The sequence below is a fragment of the Burkholderia sp. BCC0044 genome (genome assembly GCF_902832955.1).
In the GTDB taxonomy this organism is placed as follows: Bacteria; Pseudomonadota; Gammaproteobacteria; order Burkholderiales; family Burkholderiaceae; genus Burkholderia.
On the sequence record NZ_CADFDO010000001.1, the window covers coordinates 1,616,693 to 1,631,508 of the forward strand.

A 14,816-nucleotide genomic window follows, 5' to 3' on the forward strand; every position below is an offset into this window, starting at 1 on the left:
TAGCATCGCGGCCGATGAAAGCCATTCTCAATCGCGATTTCCTCGCGCTGATCCTGAGCGTCGCGGTCGTCGGCCTCGGCACCGGCGCCACGCTGCCGCTCACCGCACTCGCACTGACCGAAGCCGGACACGGCACCAACGTCGTCGGCATGCTGACCGCCGCGCAGGCGCTCGGCGGTCTCGCGATCGTCCCGTTCGTCACCGCGCTCGCGCGGCACATCGGCGCGCGCCGCGCGATCGTCGTGTCGGTCGTGCTGCTCGCGGCCGCCACCGCGCTGATGCAGTTCACGTCGAACCTGATCCTGTGGGGCGTGCTGCGCGTGCTGTGCGGCGCCGCGCTGATGCTGCTGTTCACGATCGGCGAAGCATGGGTCAACCAGCTCGCCGACGATTCGACGCGCGGCCGCGTCGTCGCGATCTACGCGACCAATTTCACGCTGTTCCAGATGGCCGGCCCCGTGCTCGTCAGCCAGATCGCCGACGCGACGAGCATTCGCTTCGCGTTGTGCGGCGCGCTGTTCCTGCTCGCGCTGCCGACGCTCGCGACGATCCGCCGTGCGCCGCTCGCCGGCGACGACGCGCATCACGAAGCGCACGGCCGCTGGCTCGACGTGCTGCCGCGGATGCCCGCGCTGATCATCGGCACCGGCTTCTTCGCGCTGTTCGACACGCTCGCGCTGTCGCTGCTGCCGCTCTACGCGATGGATCACGGCGTCGCGAGCGCGACCGCCGTGCTGCTCGCGTCGATCATGCTGTTCGGCGATACCGCGATGCAGTTCCCGATCGGCTGGCTCGCGGACAAGCTCGGCCGCGAACGCGTGCACCTCGGCGCGGGCTGGATCGTGCTCGCGGGCCTGCCGCTGCTGCCGTTCGTGATCGCGAATCCGTGGCTGTGCTGGCCGCTGCTGTTCGTGCTCGGCGCGGCGGCCGGCAGCATCTATACGCTGTCGCTCGTCGCATGCGGCGAGCGTTTCCGCGGCGCCGCGCTCGTCACCGCGAGCTCGCTCGTGTCGGCGTCGTGGAGCGCGGCGAGCTTCGGCGGGCCCCTGGTGGCGGGCGCGTTGATGGAGCAACTGGGCAGCAATGCGCTGGTCGGCGTGCTGGTCGTCTGTGTCGCCGCATTCGTCGCGGCCGCGCTGTGGGAGCGTCGCGCGGCTGTGCAGCGCGCGGTCTGACGCAGATCGGCGTTGGCGTTGGCGTTGGCGCGCAGCATCATGCACCGGTACGCATCGGCCCGCTCGCGCTCATTCCCCGGTAAACGAAAACGGCCCGCGCAATGCGGGCCGCCCTGTCCTTCCGGACTCCACCTGACCTACGCGTAACGTTTCGCGCCGTGATCCGTCATGCGCTGCGCGCCGGCAAGATCTTGCCCGCACACGTGCCGAAGCCGACGCGATAGCCATCGCCCTGACACCAGCCGGCGAGCGTCAGCTCGTCGCCGTCCTCGATGAACGTGCGGCTGCCGCCACCGTTCAGCGCGAGCGGCTCCTTGCCGTTCCATGTCAGTTCGAGCAGGCTGCCGAACGAATCCTTGGTCGGCCCGCTGATCGTGCCCGAACCCATCAGGTCGCCCACGCGCGTGTTGCAGCCGCCTACCGTGTGATGCGCGAGCTGCTGCGCCATCGTCCAGTACATGTGCCTGAAGTTCGTGCGGCAGATCGACGTCGCCTCGGCCGCACCTTCCGCACGCAGCGTCACTTCCAGCGCGATATCGAACGCATGCTTGCCCGCATGCCGCAGATACGCGAGCGGCTGCGGCGACTGCTCCGGCTGCGCGACGCGGAACGGTTCGAGCGCATCGAGCGTGACGATCCACGGCGAGATCGTCGTCGCGAAGCCCTTCGAGTTGAACGGGCCGAGCGGCACGTATTCCCACTGCTGGATGTCGCGCGCGCTCCAGTCGTTCAGCAGCACCATCCCGAAGATATGCGCTTCCGCGTCCTCGCATGCGATCGGCTCGCCGAGCGCGTTGCCCTTGCCGACGATGAAGCCCGTCTCCAGTTCGATGTCGAGCTTGCGGCACGCGCCGAACACCGGACGCTCCTGGTCGGGCAGCTTCAGTTGCCCGTTCGGCCGCCGCACCGGCGTGCCGCTCACGACCACCGACGACGCGCGGCCGTTGTAGCCGATCGGCATCTCCGACCAGTTCGGCAGCAGCGCATTCTTCGGATCACGGAACATCGAGCCGACGTTGGTCGCGTGCTCCTTCGACGAATAGAAATCGGTGTAGCCGGGAATCTCGACCGGCAGATGCAGCGTCGCGTCGCGCTGCGCAACGAGCACCTGCGCGCGCAGCGCCGCATCGTCGCGTAGCTCCGCGTTATCGCGCGAGAACAGGTTCGACAGTTGCACACGCACGCTGCGCCATGCATCGCGACCGAGCGCGATGAACACGTTGAGCGTCGGCGCGGCGAACGCATCGGCGCCGGCCGGCAGCGTCACGAGGCCCGCACGCGCGAGCGCCGCGAGATCGACGATCTGGTCGCCCAGTGCGACGCCGGCACGGCGCACGCCCTGCTTCGCATCGCTGAAGATCCCGAACGGCAGGTTCTGGATCGGGAAATCGCAGGCGGGATCGTTCGCCGTGTCGATCCAGCTCTTGCGAGCCGGATCGAGCGTCGCGCGCCAGTCTTGGGTGTCGCTCATCGTTGCTCCGGATTGAAGTGTTTCTTGATGCCTTGCCAGCATTCGAAGTAATCGGCCTGCAACTGCGCGGTGTCGAGCGCGTAGCGCGTCGGCCGGATCAGCGTGCGGGTTTCGAACATGAACGCCATCGTCGCGTCGACCTTGTGCGGCTTCGACGTGTCGCTCGCCGACGCCTTCTCGAACGTGTCCGCATCGGGCCCGTGGCCCGACATGCAGTTGTGCAGGCTCGCGCCGCCCGGCACGAAGCCTTCGGCCTTCGCGTCGTACGCGCCGTGCACGAGCCCCATGAACTCGCTCGCGACGTTACGGTGGAACCATGGCGGGCGGAACGTATCCTCGGCCGCGAGCCAGCGCGGCGGGAAGATCACGAAGTCGATCGTGTCGACGCCCGGCGTGTCGCTCTGCGCCTGCAGCACAAGGAAGATCGACGGATCGGGATGGTCGAAGCTGATCGAGCCGATCGTGTTGAACAGGCGCAGGTCGTATTTATACGGCGCGTAGTTGCCGTGCCACGCGACGACGTCGAGCGGCGAATGGCCGATGTCCGCGCGCCAGAGCCGGCCGTTCAGCTTCGCGATCAGCTCGAATGCGCCTTCGCGGTCTTCGTACGCGGCCTGCGGCGTCAGGAAGTCGCGCGGGTTCGCGAGCCCGTTCGAGCCGATCGGGCCGAGATCCGGCAGGCGCAGCAGCGCACCGAAGTTCTCGCAGATATAGCCGCGCGCGTCGCCGTCCGGCAGCGTGACGGCAAAACGCACGCCGCGCGGGATCACCGCGATCTCGAACGGCTCGACGTCGAGCCGGCCGAACTCGGTCGCGACGAACAGGCGCCCCTGCTGCGGCACGATCAGCAGTTCGCCGTCCGCGCTGTAGAAGAAGCGGTCCTGCATCGAGCGGTTCGCCGCGTACAGGTGGATCGCGCAGCCGTTCATCGCGGCGGCCGAACCGTTGCCGGCCATCGTCACGAGGCCGTCGACGAAATCGGTCGGCTCGACCGGCATCGGCAGCGGATCCCAGCGCAGCTGGTTCGGCGGCGTCGGCGGCACGTCGGCCGAATCGCCGAATTCCGACACGAGCCGCTGCGCGCCCGCATACGGCTCGAACGGCCGGTGCACGGCGGCCGGGCGAATCCGGTACAGCCACGAGCGGCGGTTGTGGCCGCGCGGCGCGGTAAACGCGGTGCCCGACAACTGCTCCGCATACAGCCCGTACGGCGCGCGCTGCGGCGAATTGCGGCCGTGCGGCAGCGCGCCGGGCAGCGCCTCGGTCGCGAATTCGTTCGCGAAACCGCTCAGGTAGCCGGCGGTCGCCGGTTTCGACAGGTCAAGCGTCATCGTTTTCCTTTCTCCATCAATTCAGGGCGGCGTTCGGCGCCTGCGCAGCGCTGCGCCGCGTGACGCCCGCAAGGCCGAGCACGAACAGCGCCGAGCACAGCACGGGCACCGCGGCCGCGTGGAACAGCGCGCCGTTCGACCAGTTCAGCGCAATCAGTTGCCCGCCGACGAGCGGCCCGAGCACCGAGCCGATCCGGCCGATGCCGAGACTCCAGCCGATGCCCGTCGAGCGCAGCGACGTCGGGTAATACTGGCCCGCGAGCGCATTCACGGCCGGCTGACCGCCGACCACGCAGAACCCGCCCGCGAACACGACGACCAGCAGCCACGGCAGCGCATGCGCGACCGAGCCGATCAGCCCCACCGACACGGCCGCGCACGCGAAGCACGCGAACAGCACGCGCACGAAGCCGTAACGTTCGATGAACCAGCCGAGCGACAGCGTGCCGATCACGCCGCCCGTCTGCAGCACCGTGCCGACGATCACCGCCGTGCCCGGCGAATAGCCGGCTTCGCGCATCACGGTCGGCAGCCAGTTCGACAGGAAGTACAGATCGATCAGGTTCATGAAGCTGATCGCCCACAGCAGCAGCGTGACCGGCAGGCGGCCATGGCGGAACAGCTCGGCGACCGGCGCGCCGCTTGCCGCACGCTCGCGCACGACGAGCCGCGTATTCGCATCGATGCCGGCTTCCGGTGCGAACCGTGCGAGCCAGTCGCGCGCCTGGGCGACACGCCCTTTCAGCACCAGGAACTGCAGCGACTCCGGCAGCCGCGCGACCATCGCGATCGTCAGCACGAGCGGCACCGCGCCGCCGACGAAGAACACCGAGCGCCAGCCGAGCGCCGGAATCAGCGCCGCGCTGATGAAGCCGCCGATCGCCGCGCCGAGCGTGAAGCCGCACGACACGATCATCATCCGCTTCACGCGATGCGCGGCCGGGCTGAACTCGCCGACCAGCGCCATCGCGTTCGGCATGATGCAGCCGAGGCCGAGACCCGTGACGAAGCGCAGCGCCATCAGCACCGGGATCGAATTCGCGAACGGCGTCGCGAGCATCGTCACCGCGAAGAACAGCGTCGAGCCGATCAGCACCGGGCGCCGCCCGATCCGGTCGGCCAGCACCGACAGCCCGAGCGCGCCGAGCAGCATCCCGAACAGGCTCGCGCTGAACACGGGCCCGAGCGCCTGCTTCGGCACACCCCATTCGGCGATCACGCTCGGCGCGACGTAGCCCATCGCCTGCGCATCGAAACCGTCGATCACGAGGCACAGCCCGCATAGCATCAGCAGCATCCAGTGAAAACCCGGGCGATGGGTCTCGTCGATCACGCGCTCGACTTCGAGCACGCGCGTATCGGCCGCCGCGCTCATCGCGCCACCTCGGCGGCCGGATGCACGGGCGGCGTCACGCCCTGGCGCGCGAGCGCCATCGCTTCGCGCAGCACGTCGACGTCGCCGATCTGGTTCGCGAGCAACAGGATCAGCTTCGCGTTGACGAGCTGGCTGTCGGCGTCGGACAGGTCGCGATGCATGTCGATCAGCGCTTCGTAGAACGCATCGGGGTCGGCCAGGCGCGGGCGGGTATCGAGTGGGGGCATGACGGTGTCTCCGGTGTCTTTATCGTATTCAGCGTGCGCAGGTCGCGCGCGCCAGTGCGTCGGCGATCGCCTGACGGTCGAGCGTGCGCGTGCGTGCGCAGACGTGCTGGTCGGGACGCAGCAGGTAGAACGTGCCGGGCTGCGCGTCGTAGCGCTGCGCGGCGAGCCCGTCGACGTCCTCCACGACGTCGACGCCTGCCACCGGCTGCGCGTGCCCGGCCGGCACGACGAGCACCGGCCGCACCGTCGGCGCGAGACCGTCGACGGCCTGCGCGAGCGCGGCCGCATCGCCCGGCAATCCGAACAGCACGCCGGTGAAGCCGCCGCGCAGATGCTGCAGCAGCCAGCTCGACACGCCCTGCGCGCGCACCGGCGCATCGGCCGCCGCCGCGCCCGGCCGCATCGCGCACGCGAATGCGTCGCCGCCGCGGTCCGGCGTGTTCAGCGGCGAATCGGCCAGCACGGCCGGCACCGACAGGCGCCCGCTGTTCACCAGCTTGCGCGCGAACTCGCAGTCGCGCGCGAGCTTCAGCGTCGCGTCGCGGAACACGCGCGACACCGCGCTCTTCGGCGTGATGAAGTCGGTCGAACGTGTCGAGTTGCGGATGTTCTCGTCGGCCGCGAACTCGCGCTCGCTCGCATAGGTGTCGAGCAGGCGATCGTGTGCACGCCCGTCGAGCACCAGCTTCAGCTTCCACGCGAGGTTGTCCGCGTCCTGCACGCCGCTGTTCGCGCCGCGCGCGCCGAACGGCGACACGCCGTGCGCCGAATCGCCCGCGAACAGCACGCGGCCATGGCGGAACGTGTCCATCCGCTGGCAGCGGAACGTATAGACGCTCACCCATTCGAGCTCGAACTCGACGTCCGGCCCGAGCAGCGCGCGCACGCGCGGGATCACGCGCTCCGGCTGCTTCTCGGCGACGGGATCGGCATCCCAGCCGAGCTGGAAGTCGATGCGCCACACGTTGTCCGGCTGGCGGTGCAGCAGCACCGACTGGTTGCGGTGAAACGGCGGATCGAACCAGAACCAGCGCTCGGTCGGAAACTCCGCCTTCATCTTCACGTCGGCGATCAGGAAACGATCCTTGAACGTGCGGCCGCGGCTCTCCAGGCCCATCGCCGCGCGCATCGGGCTGCGCGAGCCGTCGGCCGCGATCACGTATTGCGCGCGCAGCGTCGCGACGCCGTCCGGCGTCTCGATCGTCAGCACCGCGTGTTCGGCCGACTGGTCGATGCCCGTCACCTTGTGCTTCCAGCGGATGTCGATGTTCGGCAGCTCGAACGCGCGATCGGCCAGATAGCCTTCGACGTAGTACTGCTGCAGGTTGATGAACGCGGGGCGCGCATGCCCTTCCTCGGGCAGCAGGTCGAACGCGTAAAGCTGCTCGTCCTGCAGGAACACCTTGCCGACGTGCCAGCTCACGCCCTTGTCGACGAAGCGCTCGCCGCAGCCGAGCCGATCGAATATCTCCAGCGTGCGCTTCGCGAAGCAGATCGCGCGCGAGCCGGTCGACAGCGTGTCGTCGTCGTCGAGCAGCACGACGGGCACGCCCTGCTGCGCGAGGTCGATCGCGGCGGCGAGGCCCACCGGGCCCGCGCCGACAACGATCACCGGGTGGACGGCCGCGTCGTGCGCACGGGCGCGGTACTCGAACTTCAGCGTCTGGTAATCGATGCTCATGGTCGCCATCCGCTCGTCAACCGCGCCGTGCGCGCACCGCCGCGCCCGTCGTCCCGTCCGTCTCCTGCCGGCGCGCGTGCCCGCCTGTCCTGTCAACCGCCACGTCTCGCTCCTTGCTTCCTGTTGATTCTTGAACGGCGCCGTTTCGCGGCACCCGCCTGCCGCATTTCTTGATCGGCGACACATCGTTGGATTTACGAATAGTAAAACCAATTACGAATAGTGAAATCAACGTAAACCCTAGGCGTTCGCTCGGGGACGGGATAACCATATGAATGAAACGCCGAGCCGAGCGCGGCGCGCGCTGCTAATATCAAGTCAACGAGGCGGCCCTTTCGGCCGCCATTTTTCCTTTTCACGCCGATGATTCCGCCTACCATCCCCGAGCTGGTCGCCCGTGCCGGGCAACTGCCGTATCTGCGGGAACACCTCGCGCTTGCCGAAGGCGGCACCGCGTGCGCGAATCTGCCCGAGCGCACGCTCGCCAGCGCGTACGAGCCGATCTACGACGTGACGATGCCCGGCGCGCCGCAATCGACGTCGTTCGCCGACGCGATCGAGCGCTACGGCGACGAGCTCGGCTTCCAGGCCGTCACGCTCGTGACGGGCGCGCAGCACGATCCGGTCGACGCGGCCGTCGACGACCAGACGCTGGTCGCGATCGACCGTCTGTCGCGCGCGCTGCACTCGATCAATTTCTTCGGCGCGCAGCGCCACGGGCTGCTGTTCCTGCGCGTGCACGAGCGGCTGCTCAAGAGCGTGAAGTACGACCACGGCAAGCATTTCTCGTCGGTGCTGCAGCGCTTCGGGCTGCCGCCCGAGCGGATCGTGATCGAGCTGCCGGCGGTCGCGGTCGCCCACAAGACGTTCCTCGGCTACCTGACGCGCAGCTACCAGCATCACGGCTTCAAGGTCGCGGACAAGCTGCCCGACCCGGGCCGCATCCTCGCGGTCGAATCGGACATGGCGCGCCCCGACTACATCAAGATGGATGCGGGCATCGCGTTGCGCGACGGGATGGTCAAGGCGCTCGTCGCCTACGCGCAGCGCGTGCGGATTCCGCTGATCTTCGACGGTGTGGTCGACGAGACGCAGTGCGAGCTGCTGCGCCAGCACGACGTGCGGTTCATGCAGGGGCCGGTGTTTGCGAAGGTCGTGACGGCCTGAGCGGAGGGGCAGCCGCGCGCGGGGCGTGGTGCGCCGGAAGACGGATGCCGGCGCGGTGTTGCTTCGGGAATCGGATCTCGGCACGCAGCGTCGCTCGACGCCGGCCGGTTCCTTGTTCGTTCATTCGGAAAGAAAGGTCGAACGCGCTTGCGCGCGAGCCCGACACCGACACACCGGCGCATCGCCCCCGATGTGCCGCTTACTTATTCTCTGCCACCGTCGTCGTACTTCGGTAGTTCGTCGCCGATCTCGATGCCCGGGAAACGATCGCCGTACCAGACATGCCACGCCGGGCGCAGCCGCGACGGCTCGTCGAGCGTCGCGTAGTTGATCTCGACCGTTTGCGGCGCGTCGGTGCGCCGGTATTCGAGCTGCGCGCCGCAACGGCCGCAGAAGCGCCGCTCGCCCCACGCGCTCGACGCGTAGACCATCGGTTCACCCTGCAGGTATTCGAACGCATCGATCGGCACCGAGGCCGATGCGACGACCGCCGCGCCGGTCGTGCGCTGGCAGAGCCGACAGTGGCAGAAGCCGGCATCGGCCGGAATGCCGGCGATCCGGTAGCGAATCGCACCGCACGCGCAGCCGCCTTCCATCGTTTCCAGATGTGACATCGTGCACCTCATGAGCGTCGGGAAGCTGGCGAACGATGATGAGCGCGGTTCGTGCGCGCTGCAACCGGCGGCGCCGCCCTTTCCCGTTCCGACGAATCCGGCGACGCGCGCTCGCGCGGCTTCCGCCTCAGACCGTCTGCCCGAGCCGCTGCGCGAGCGCCTTCAGTTGCGGCCCGACCTGCGTGCGAAACACGTCCTCGCCCATCGACGACGCGGGGCCGCTGCAGCTGAGGATCAGCCAGCGCCCTTCGCGCGGCTCGCGAAACGGCACGGCCGCCGCGTTCACGTCCATGTGCCACGCGCGGAACGAATAGCAGCAACCGCCTTCGGAGAACTCGGCCACCGCCTGCTGCGCGGCGGCGACGAGCGCATCGGCGTCGGCCGCGCCGCCGGCCGCCCGGTGCAGCTCGGCATAGAGCGCGCGGCGCACGTCCTCCGGCTGCACGGCCAGGTACGCGCGCCCCATCGAGCTCGTCAGCATCGACAGCCGCGAACCGGGCGCGAGCCCGAGCGTCAGCGCGGTCTCGCTGCGGATCGTCTCCAGATAGATCATGTCGAGCCCGTCGCGGCAGCCGAGCGACACGGCCGCGCCGATCTCGCGCGCGAGCGCCTGCATGTGCGGCCGCGCGAGATCGATCGTCCCCGAGCCCGACAGCAGCGCGTAACCGAGCGACAGCACGCCGGCGTCCAGCGCATACTTTCCGAGCGTCTCGTCGTAGCGCAGATAGCCGAGCACGGTCAGCGTATAGGCGAGCCGGTTCACCGTCGCCTTCGGCAGGCCCGTGCGTTCCGCGAAATCGCGATTGCCCAGCATCGTCTCGCCGGGCCGGAAGGCGCGCAGCAGGTCGAGCCCGCGCGCGAGCGCGACGACGAACTTGCGCTCGTCGATCGTGGTGTCGTCGATGGTTGAAAGTGTCATCCGGTGCTACACTGAGGTCGATTTGCAAAACATTGTTCCGCACAGCGGAACGCAAGTCAAGCGAACTTCAGGCATCAGCCCGGAGCGAGCGCTGAAGCGCTAACTCGAGGCCGACCGCAAAGCATGGGGCCGAGTAAGCGCTGAGGCGCTAACTCGGGCCGACAGGAGATGAGACGATGAGTGCTGCAACTTTTCATTGGGACGATCCGCTGCTGCTCGACCAGCAACTGACCGAAGAAGAGCGGATGGTCCGCGATGCCGCGCAGGCGTACGCACAGGACAAGCTCGCGCCGCGCGTCACCGAGGCGTTCCGCCACGAACGCACCGACGCGGCCATCTTTCGCGAGATGGGCGAGGTCGGCTTGCTCGGGCCGACGATTCCCGAGGAATACGGCGGCCCCGGCCTCAACTACGTGAGCTACGGGCTGATCGCGCGCGAAGTCGAGCGCGTCGACTCCGGCTACCGTTCGATGATGTCCGTGCAGTCGTCGCTCGTGATGGTGCCGATCTTCGAATTCGGCTCCGACGCGCAGAAGCAGAAGTACCTGCCGAAGCTCGCGACCGGCGAATGGATCGGCTGCTTCGGGCTGACCGAGCCGAACCACGGCTCCGATCCGGGCAGCATGGTCACGCGCGCGAAGAAGGTGCCGGGCGGCTATTCGCTGTCCGGCGCGAAGATGTGGATCACCAACTCGCCGATCGCCGACGTGTTCGTCGTGTGGGCGAAGCTGGAAGAGAACGGCAAGGACGCGATCCGCGGCTTCATCCTGGAGAAGGGCTGGAAGGGCCTGTCGGCGCCGGCGATCCACGGCAAGGTCGGGCTGCGTGCGTCGATCACCGGCGAGATCGTCCTCGACGAAGTGTTCGTGCCCGAAGAGAACCTGATGCCGAACGTGAGCGGCCTGCGCGGCCCGTTCACCTGCCTGAACTCGGCGCGCTACGGGATCGCGTGGGGCGCGCTCGGCGCCGCCGAGTCCTGCTGGCACACCGCGCGCCAGTACGTGCTCGACCGCCAGCAGTTCGGCCGGCCGCTCGCCGCGAACCAGTTGATCCAGAAGAAGCTCGCCGACATGCAGACCGAAATCACGCTCGGCCTGCAAGGCGTGCTGCGCCTCGGCCGGATGAAGGACGAAGGCACGGCCGCCGTCGAGATCACGTCGATCATGAAGCGCAATTCGTGCGGCAAGGCGCTCGACATCGCCCGCCTCGCGCGCGACATGCTCGGCGGCAACGGCATCTCCGACGAATTCGGCGTCGCGCGCCACCTCGTGAACCTCGAAGTGGTCAATACGTACGAAGGCACGCACGACATCCACGCGCTGATCCTCGGCCGCGCGCAGACGGGCATCCAGGCATTCTTCTGACGATCCGGCCGTGACGCACGCGGCAGCGATGCCGCGCACGCGCCGCCGCCCAAGCAAAAGCCCGCTCGGCATGACTGCCGAGCGGGCTTTTTTTATCGGAGCCGCGGCTCCGGGCCGCCGATGCTTACTTGTTCGGCTGCGGCGTCAGGCGCAGATACGGACGCACCGCGTTGAAGCCCTTCGGGAAGCGTTTCTTCAGCTCTTCCGGGTCCTGCAGCGACGGCACGATCACGACGTCGTCGCCGTCCTTCCAGTTGCCGGGCGTCGCGACCTTGTAATTGTCGGTCAGTTGCAGCGAGTCGATCACGCGCAGCACTTCGTCGAAGTTGCGCCCCGTGCTGGCCGGATAGGTGATCGTGAGCCGCACCTTCTTGTTCGGGTCGATCACGAACAGCGAACGCACCGTCAGCGTTTCGTTCGCGTTCGGGTGAATCATGTCGTACAGCTGGGACACCTTGCGGTCCGCGTCGGCGATGATCGGGAAGCCCACGACCGTCGACTGCGTTTCGTTGATGTCGTTGATCCAGCCCTTGTGCGATTCGACGCCGTCGACCGACAGCGCGATCACCTTCACGTTGCGTTTCTCGAATTCGCCCTTCAGCTTCGAGGTCAGCCCGAGTTCGGTCGTGCACACCGGCGTGTAGTCGGCCGGATGGGAGAACAGGACGCCCCAGCTGTTGCCGAGCCACTCGTGAAACTTGATCGTGCCCAGGCTCGATTCCTGCTCGAAATCCGGTGCGATGTCGCCAAGACGCAGACTCATGATGTTCCCTCCTCGAACGATGCTGGTTGAAACCGCGCGCCGGACAGCGCGGGGCAGTCCATCAGCTTACGGGAAGCAATGGGCCGTGCGAACGAATATTCCGTTTGATATTCATACTTTTTTGTCATTTTTACCCGGCGTCGTGGCAGGACGGAGGGGCTGCAAGGGAAACTTTTCAATCCTTTGTCGCTCTGTTCATGATTACAAGTCGTTTACCATGCAGCTTGCGCTGCCGCCGTGTGTCTTCCCGGCTCGCCAGCAGGCAGGGGTTTCGCTACGATGTGAACCTGCAGCATGACAGCACGAAGGGAGTTGCAATGTCGGAAATCAACAAGGAGAAACTGATGTCGGATATCAAAACCGTTCTCTCGGACGCCGAAGACCTGCTCAAGCAAGCGGCGAGCAGCACGGGCGACCGTGCGGCCGAGCTGCGCGAGAAGGCCATGTCTCGCCTGAAGCAGGCCAAGGAAAAGGCAGCCGACGTCCAGGTCGTCGTGGTCGAGAAAGGCAAGAAGGCCGCGCGCGCGACCGACGACTACGTGCACGAGCATCCGTGGACGTCGATCGGCGTGGCTGCCGGCGTCGGCGTGCTGATCGGCCTGCTGATCAACCGCAAGTAACGCGCTCTGCGCCGTTTCGTCCCGCGGGCCGCGTCGCGCGGCCTGCGGGCGTCGAAGCCGCCGGCCCGCGCCGGCCGGCTTTGTCCTAGCTGCTCACTGCACGCGCAAGCCTCTGATCCATGACGACAGACACCCACTCGCAGCCGTCCGGTCAAGGACCGCTGCGCCGCCTCGTCGGCTCCGCCATCGGCCTTCTGCAGACGCGCCTCGAACTGGTGGGCATCGAGCTTGCCGAGGAAAAGGAGCGCCTGATGGGCGTGCTGTTCCTCGGCCTCGCCGCGATGATGCTCGCGACGATGGCGCTCATCAGCCTGACCGTGCTGATCGCGATCGCGTTCTGGGATACCTACCGCTGGCAGGCACTCGCCGCGATCACCGCGCTGTATGCCGTTGGCGGCATCGCCTGCGCGCTGAAGGCGCGCTCGGGCCTGCGCGACGCGCCGACCGTGTTCGAGGCGACGCTCGCCGAACTCGAGAAGGACCGCGACCTGTTCCGCGGCAAGCCGTGAACGCCCTCGCGCTCATCCCTCCCACCTACTTCGCCGACGCGCCATGAGCCAGAACATCACGGGCAATCCTTCCCGCTCCCCTTCGTCGCGATCGAACTGGAGCGCGTCGCAGCACCGCGCGCTCCGCAAGGAATTGCTGATCCTGCGATCCGAAGTCGAGCGGCTCGAATTTGCGGAGGCCGCCGCCGAAATGCGCCACGCCGTCACGCGCTTCAGCTGGCTCAAGGTGTTCATCCCCGGGCTGTCGACCAGCAGGTTCGGCCAGTCGGCCAAGAACCTGAACGCAAGCCTCGGCCAGCTCGTCAACCAGTATCCGATGCTGAGCTCGCTCGCGTCGCTCGTGCTGGCGAAACCCGTTCGCTCGCTGCTGCGCGCGAGTGCGGGCCCCGCGTTGAAGTGGGGCACGCTCGGCTTCGCCGCATGGGAGGTCTACCGGATCTGGAAGCAATCCCGCGACGAGCGCGGGCTCGACGCACAGAACGACTGACCGTCGGCATCCCGCGCGCACGGCCCTGCGCCGCTGCGCGCCCTCCTTGCGCACTCAGCGCACGCTCCAGCAGACAGCGTCCGGTTCGTCGACGCCATCGCTTCCCGCATTGCCTTTCGTCCCGTCCGAGCGCAGCGTGAACGTGCCGCATGCATCGTCGCGCATCGGGCCGGAGTCGAGCGGCGTCGCTAACAGTTCATAGCTCACCGGCGAATCGGGGCCGTCCGGCCGCCCGAGCGTCAATCGATACACGGCGCGCCCGTCCGGCGGCGCCTGCGCGAGCGCGTCCGGCAACGTCGCAGGCGGCGCACCGTCCAGCGTTTCAAGATATTGGGCCGCACGGTACAGCGCAGCCACCGCCGACGCGCGGTGAACCCGCACGACATGCTCGCGATACGACGGGATACCCCACCCGGCCAGCACCGCGACGATCGCGAGCACGATCATCAGCTCGATCAGCGTGAATCCGGCCGCTCGGCACATGGACAGGCGGCCGTTCATCGAATCACCGCCGCGACACGACGCCAGCGCAGCACGACGACGTGGCCGTCGCGTATCGCGACCTGATGTTGCAGCCACACGGCGCTCGACGCGTGCGCGCCGACGCCACGCGCGGTGACCAGGTAGGCGCGGTCGCCGCGCTGCGCTGCCGGGCGCCGCCACGCCTCGATCAGGCATCGCGGCGGCTGCGCGGCCATCGGCCAGCCGGCGAATGGCGCGAACGCCTCGGCCGCCGCCAGCGGCGGCATGCGCCGCCAGGCGTCGGGCTCCGCGTGCGATTCGCTTTCGCTCACATACGGCGCCGAGCCGCGCAGCAATCGCAGCGTGCACGCGGCAAGCGCGGCATCGGCCGCGTGAAATGCAATCAACCGATCCGATAACGCGCGGGTGCGGCGCGACTCCGTCAACGCGGCGTCGAACCATGTCCCGGTCAATGCCGCGACTGCTGCGCCGACCGCGATCACCGCAGGTAATGCAAGGCCTGCATCGCGACGCCAGGCGCGGCGGGCGGGCCGGAAACGCATATGGGACTCGCGCGGGCTCATCGCCTGAACGCCGGCGTATGCGATCTGCTGCAGGTCGCCGCCGCTCGCGACGGTGCGCTCGTGCGCG

General features: G+C 68.0%; 16 protein-coding genes. 6 read left to right on the plus strand and 10 right to left on the minus strand.

Translation table 11 applies throughout. The annotated features are described in order from the left end of the window. Window positions 1-14: 14 nt before the first annotated feature. Window positions 15-1,175, plus strand: a complete 1,161-nt coding sequence (locus tag HWX14_RS07285) for an MFS transporter (RefSeq protein ID WP_175882124.1) — start codon at window positions 15-17, stop codon at window positions 1,173-1,175. Between the two features lie 166 nt (window positions 1,176-1,341). Here the strand turns inward: HWX14_RS07285 and fahA are convergent, their stop codons facing one another. Genes fahA through HWX14_RS07310 form a run of 5 tightly spaced genes read right to left on the minus strand, consistent with a single transcriptional unit; the run spans window position 1,342 to window position 7,269 of the window. After that, complete coding sequence (gene fahA, locus HWX14_RS07290; RefSeq protein ID WP_175882125.1) at window positions 1,342-2,646, minus strand: fumarylacetoacetase; 1,305 nt, start codon at window positions 2,644-2,646, stop codon at window positions 1,342-1,344. Next, the gene (hmgA, locus tag HWX14_RS07295; protein ID WP_175882126.1) at window positions 2,643-3,977 is read right to left on the minus strand and encodes a homogentisate 1,2-dioxygenase; all 1,335 of its coding nucleotides are present in this window, start codon (window positions 3,975-3,977) and stop codon (window positions 2,643-2,645) included. Before hmgA ends, fahA begins: the two co-directional genes overlap by 4 nt. A 16-nt stretch (window positions 3,978-3,993) precedes the next feature. Beyond that, window positions 3,994-5,352 carry an MFS transporter gene (locus HWX14_RS07300; RefSeq protein WP_175882127.1) on the minus strand — a complete coding sequence of 453 codons (1,359 nt, stop codon included), beginning with the start codon at window positions 5,350-5,352 and terminating at the stop codon, window positions 3,994-3,996. After that, window positions 5,349-5,579, minus strand: coding sequence for a DUF2783 domain-containing protein (locus HWX14_RS07305; RefSeq protein WP_175882128.1), 231 nt, complete (start codon window positions 5,577-5,579; stop codon window positions 5,349-5,351). Before HWX14_RS07305 ends, HWX14_RS07300 begins: the two co-directional genes overlap by 4 nt. 28 nt (window positions 5,580-5,607) lie before the next feature. After that, window positions 5,608-7,269 carry an FAD-dependent oxidoreductase gene (locus HWX14_RS07310; RefSeq protein ID WP_175882129.1) on the minus strand — a complete coding sequence of 554 codons (1,662 nt, stop codon included), beginning with the start codon at window positions 7,267-7,269 and terminating at the stop codon, window positions 5,608-5,610. A 354-nt stretch (window positions 7,270-7,623) separates the two neighbouring features. Between HWX14_RS07310 and HWX14_RS07315 the strand changes: the two genes are divergently transcribed. Beyond that, window positions 7,624-8,427, plus strand: coding sequence for an EAL domain-containing protein (locus HWX14_RS07315; protein WP_124699159.1), 804 nt, complete (start codon window positions 7,624-7,626; stop codon window positions 8,425-8,427). Between the two features lie 203 nt (window positions 8,428-8,630). Here the strand turns inward: HWX14_RS07315 and HWX14_RS07320 are convergent, their stop codons facing one another. Together HWX14_RS07320 and HWX14_RS07325 are read right to left on the minus strand one after the other, a co-directional pair. After that, a complete protein-coding gene (locus HWX14_RS07320) occupies window positions 8,631-9,041 on the minus strand; it encodes a GFA family protein (protein WP_175882130.1) in 411 nt (136 codons plus the stop codon). 127 nt (window positions 9,042-9,168) lie between these two features. Beyond that, window positions 9,169-9,960, minus strand: coding sequence for an IclR family transcriptional regulator (locus tag HWX14_RS07325; protein ID WP_175882131.1), 792 nt, complete (start codon window positions 9,958-9,960; stop codon window positions 9,169-9,171). Between the two features lie 176 nt (window positions 9,961-10,136). Between HWX14_RS07325 and HWX14_RS07330 the strand changes: the two genes are divergently transcribed. Continuing rightward, entirely contained in the window at window positions 10,137-11,324 is a 1,188-nt protein-coding gene (locus tag HWX14_RS07330; RefSeq protein WP_050011731.1) for an acyl-CoA dehydrogenase, read from the plus strand. Window positions 11,325-11,448: 124 nt separating this feature from the next. On the opposite strand, the gene HWX14_RS07335 is transcribed toward HWX14_RS07330, so the two are convergent. Beyond that, window positions 11,449-12,087: a peroxiredoxin gene (locus HWX14_RS07335; protein WP_006476788.1), complete on the minus strand. Its 639-nt coding sequence runs from the start codon at window positions 12,085-12,087 to the stop codon at window positions 11,449-11,451. A 317-nt stretch (window positions 12,088-12,404) separates the two neighbouring features. Between HWX14_RS07335 and HWX14_RS07340 the strand changes: the two genes are divergently transcribed. The 3 genes from HWX14_RS07340 to HWX14_RS07350 all read left to right on the plus strand — a co-directional run bounded on the left by HWX14_RS07340 (window position 12,405) and on the right by HWX14_RS07350 (window position 13,703). Next, window positions 12,405-12,707, plus strand: coding sequence for a YqjD family protein (locus HWX14_RS07340; RefSeq protein ID WP_006494044.1), 303 nt, complete (start codon window positions 12,405-12,407; stop codon window positions 12,705-12,707). Window positions 12,708-12,826: 119 nt separating this feature from the next. Continuing rightward, a complete protein-coding gene (locus tag HWX14_RS07345; RefSeq protein ID WP_175882132.1) occupies window positions 12,827-13,216 on the plus strand; it encodes a phage holin family protein in 390 nt (129 codons plus the stop codon). Between the two features lie 43 nt (window positions 13,217-13,259). After that, a complete protein-coding gene (locus tag HWX14_RS07350) occupies window positions 13,260-13,703 on the plus strand; it encodes a DUF3318 domain-containing protein (protein WP_175882133.1) in 444 nt (147 codons plus the stop codon). A 54-nt stretch (window positions 13,704-13,757) separates the two neighbouring features. On the opposite strand, the gene HWX14_RS07355 is transcribed toward HWX14_RS07350, so the two are convergent. Both HWX14_RS07355 and HWX14_RS07360 read right to left on the minus strand, forming a co-directional pair. After that, window positions 13,758-14,204 carry a type IV pilin protein gene (locus HWX14_RS07355; protein WP_175882134.1) on the minus strand — a complete coding sequence of 149 codons (447 nt, stop codon included), beginning with the start codon at window positions 14,202-14,204 and terminating at the stop codon, window positions 13,758-13,760. Next, window positions 14,201-14,728: a hypothetical protein gene (locus HWX14_RS07360; RefSeq protein ID WP_175882360.1), complete on the minus strand. Its 528-nt coding sequence runs from the start codon at window positions 14,726-14,728 to the stop codon at window positions 14,201-14,203. Before HWX14_RS07360 ends, HWX14_RS07355 begins: the two co-directional genes overlap by 4 nt. Window positions 14,729-14,816: the final 88 nt, after the last annotated feature.

Excerpts from the sequence above, each read along its gene's own strand:
- HWX14_RS07360 (WP_175882360.1), bottom strand. The coding sequence starts at position 14,728 with ATGCGTTTCCGGCCCGCCCGCCGCGCCTGGCGTCGCGATGCAGGCCTT.
- HWX14_RS07355 (WP_175882134.1), bottom strand. The coding sequence starts at position 14,204 with ATGAACGGCCGCCTGTCCATGTGCCGAGCGGCCGGATTCACGCTGATC.
- HWX14_RS07345 (WP_175882132.1), top strand. The coding sequence starts at position 12,827 with ATGACGACAGACACCCACTCGCAGCCGTCCGGTCAAGGACCGCTGCGC.
- fahA (WP_175882125.1), bottom strand. The coding sequence starts at position 2,646 with ATGAGCGACACCCAAGACTGGCGCGCGACGCTCGATCCGGCTCGCAAG.
- HWX14_RS07320 (WP_175882130.1), bottom strand. The coding sequence starts at position 9,041 with ATGTCACATCTGGAAACGATGGAAGGCGGCTGCGCGTGCGGTGCGATT.
- HWX14_RS07330 (WP_050011731.1), top strand. The coding sequence starts at position 10,137 with ATGAGTGCTGCAACTTTTCATTGGGACGATCCGCTGCTGCTCGACCAG.
- HWX14_RS07340 (WP_006494044.1), top strand. The coding sequence starts at position 12,405 with ATGTCGGAAATCAACAAGGAGAAACTGATGTCGGATATCAAAACCGTT.
- hmgA (WP_175882126.1), bottom strand. The coding sequence starts at position 3,977 with ATGACGCTTGACCTGTCGAAACCGGCGACCGCCGGCTACCTGAGCGGT.
- HWX14_RS07335 (WP_006476788.1), bottom strand. The coding sequence starts at position 12,087 with ATGAGTCTGCGTCTTGGCGACATCGCACCGGATTTCGAGCAGGAATCG.
- HWX14_RS07315 (WP_124699159.1), top strand. The coding sequence starts at position 7,624 with ATGATTCCGCCTACCATCCCCGAGCTGGTCGCCCGTGCCGGGCAACTG.
- HWX14_RS07350 (WP_175882133.1), top strand. The coding sequence starts at position 13,260 with ATGAGCCAGAACATCACGGGCAATCCTTCCCGCTCCCCTTCGTCGCGA.
- HWX14_RS07310 (WP_175882129.1), bottom strand. The coding sequence starts at position 7,269 with ATGGCGACCATGAGCATCGATTACCAGACGCTGAAGTTCGAGTACCGC.
- HWX14_RS07285 (WP_175882124.1), top strand. The coding sequence starts at position 15 with ATGAAAGCCATTCTCAATCGCGATTTCCTCGCGCTGATCCTGAGCGTC.
- HWX14_RS07325 (WP_175882131.1), bottom strand. The coding sequence starts at position 9,960 with ATGACACTTTCAACCATCGACGACACCACGATCGACGAGCGCAAGTTC.
- HWX14_RS07305 (WP_175882128.1), bottom strand. The coding sequence starts at position 5,579 with ATGCCCCCACTCGATACCCGCCCGCGCCTGGCCGACCCCGATGCGTTC.
- HWX14_RS07300 (WP_175882127.1), bottom strand. The coding sequence starts at position 5,352 with ATGAGCGCGGCGGCCGATACGCGCGTGCTCGAAGTCGAGCGCGTGATC.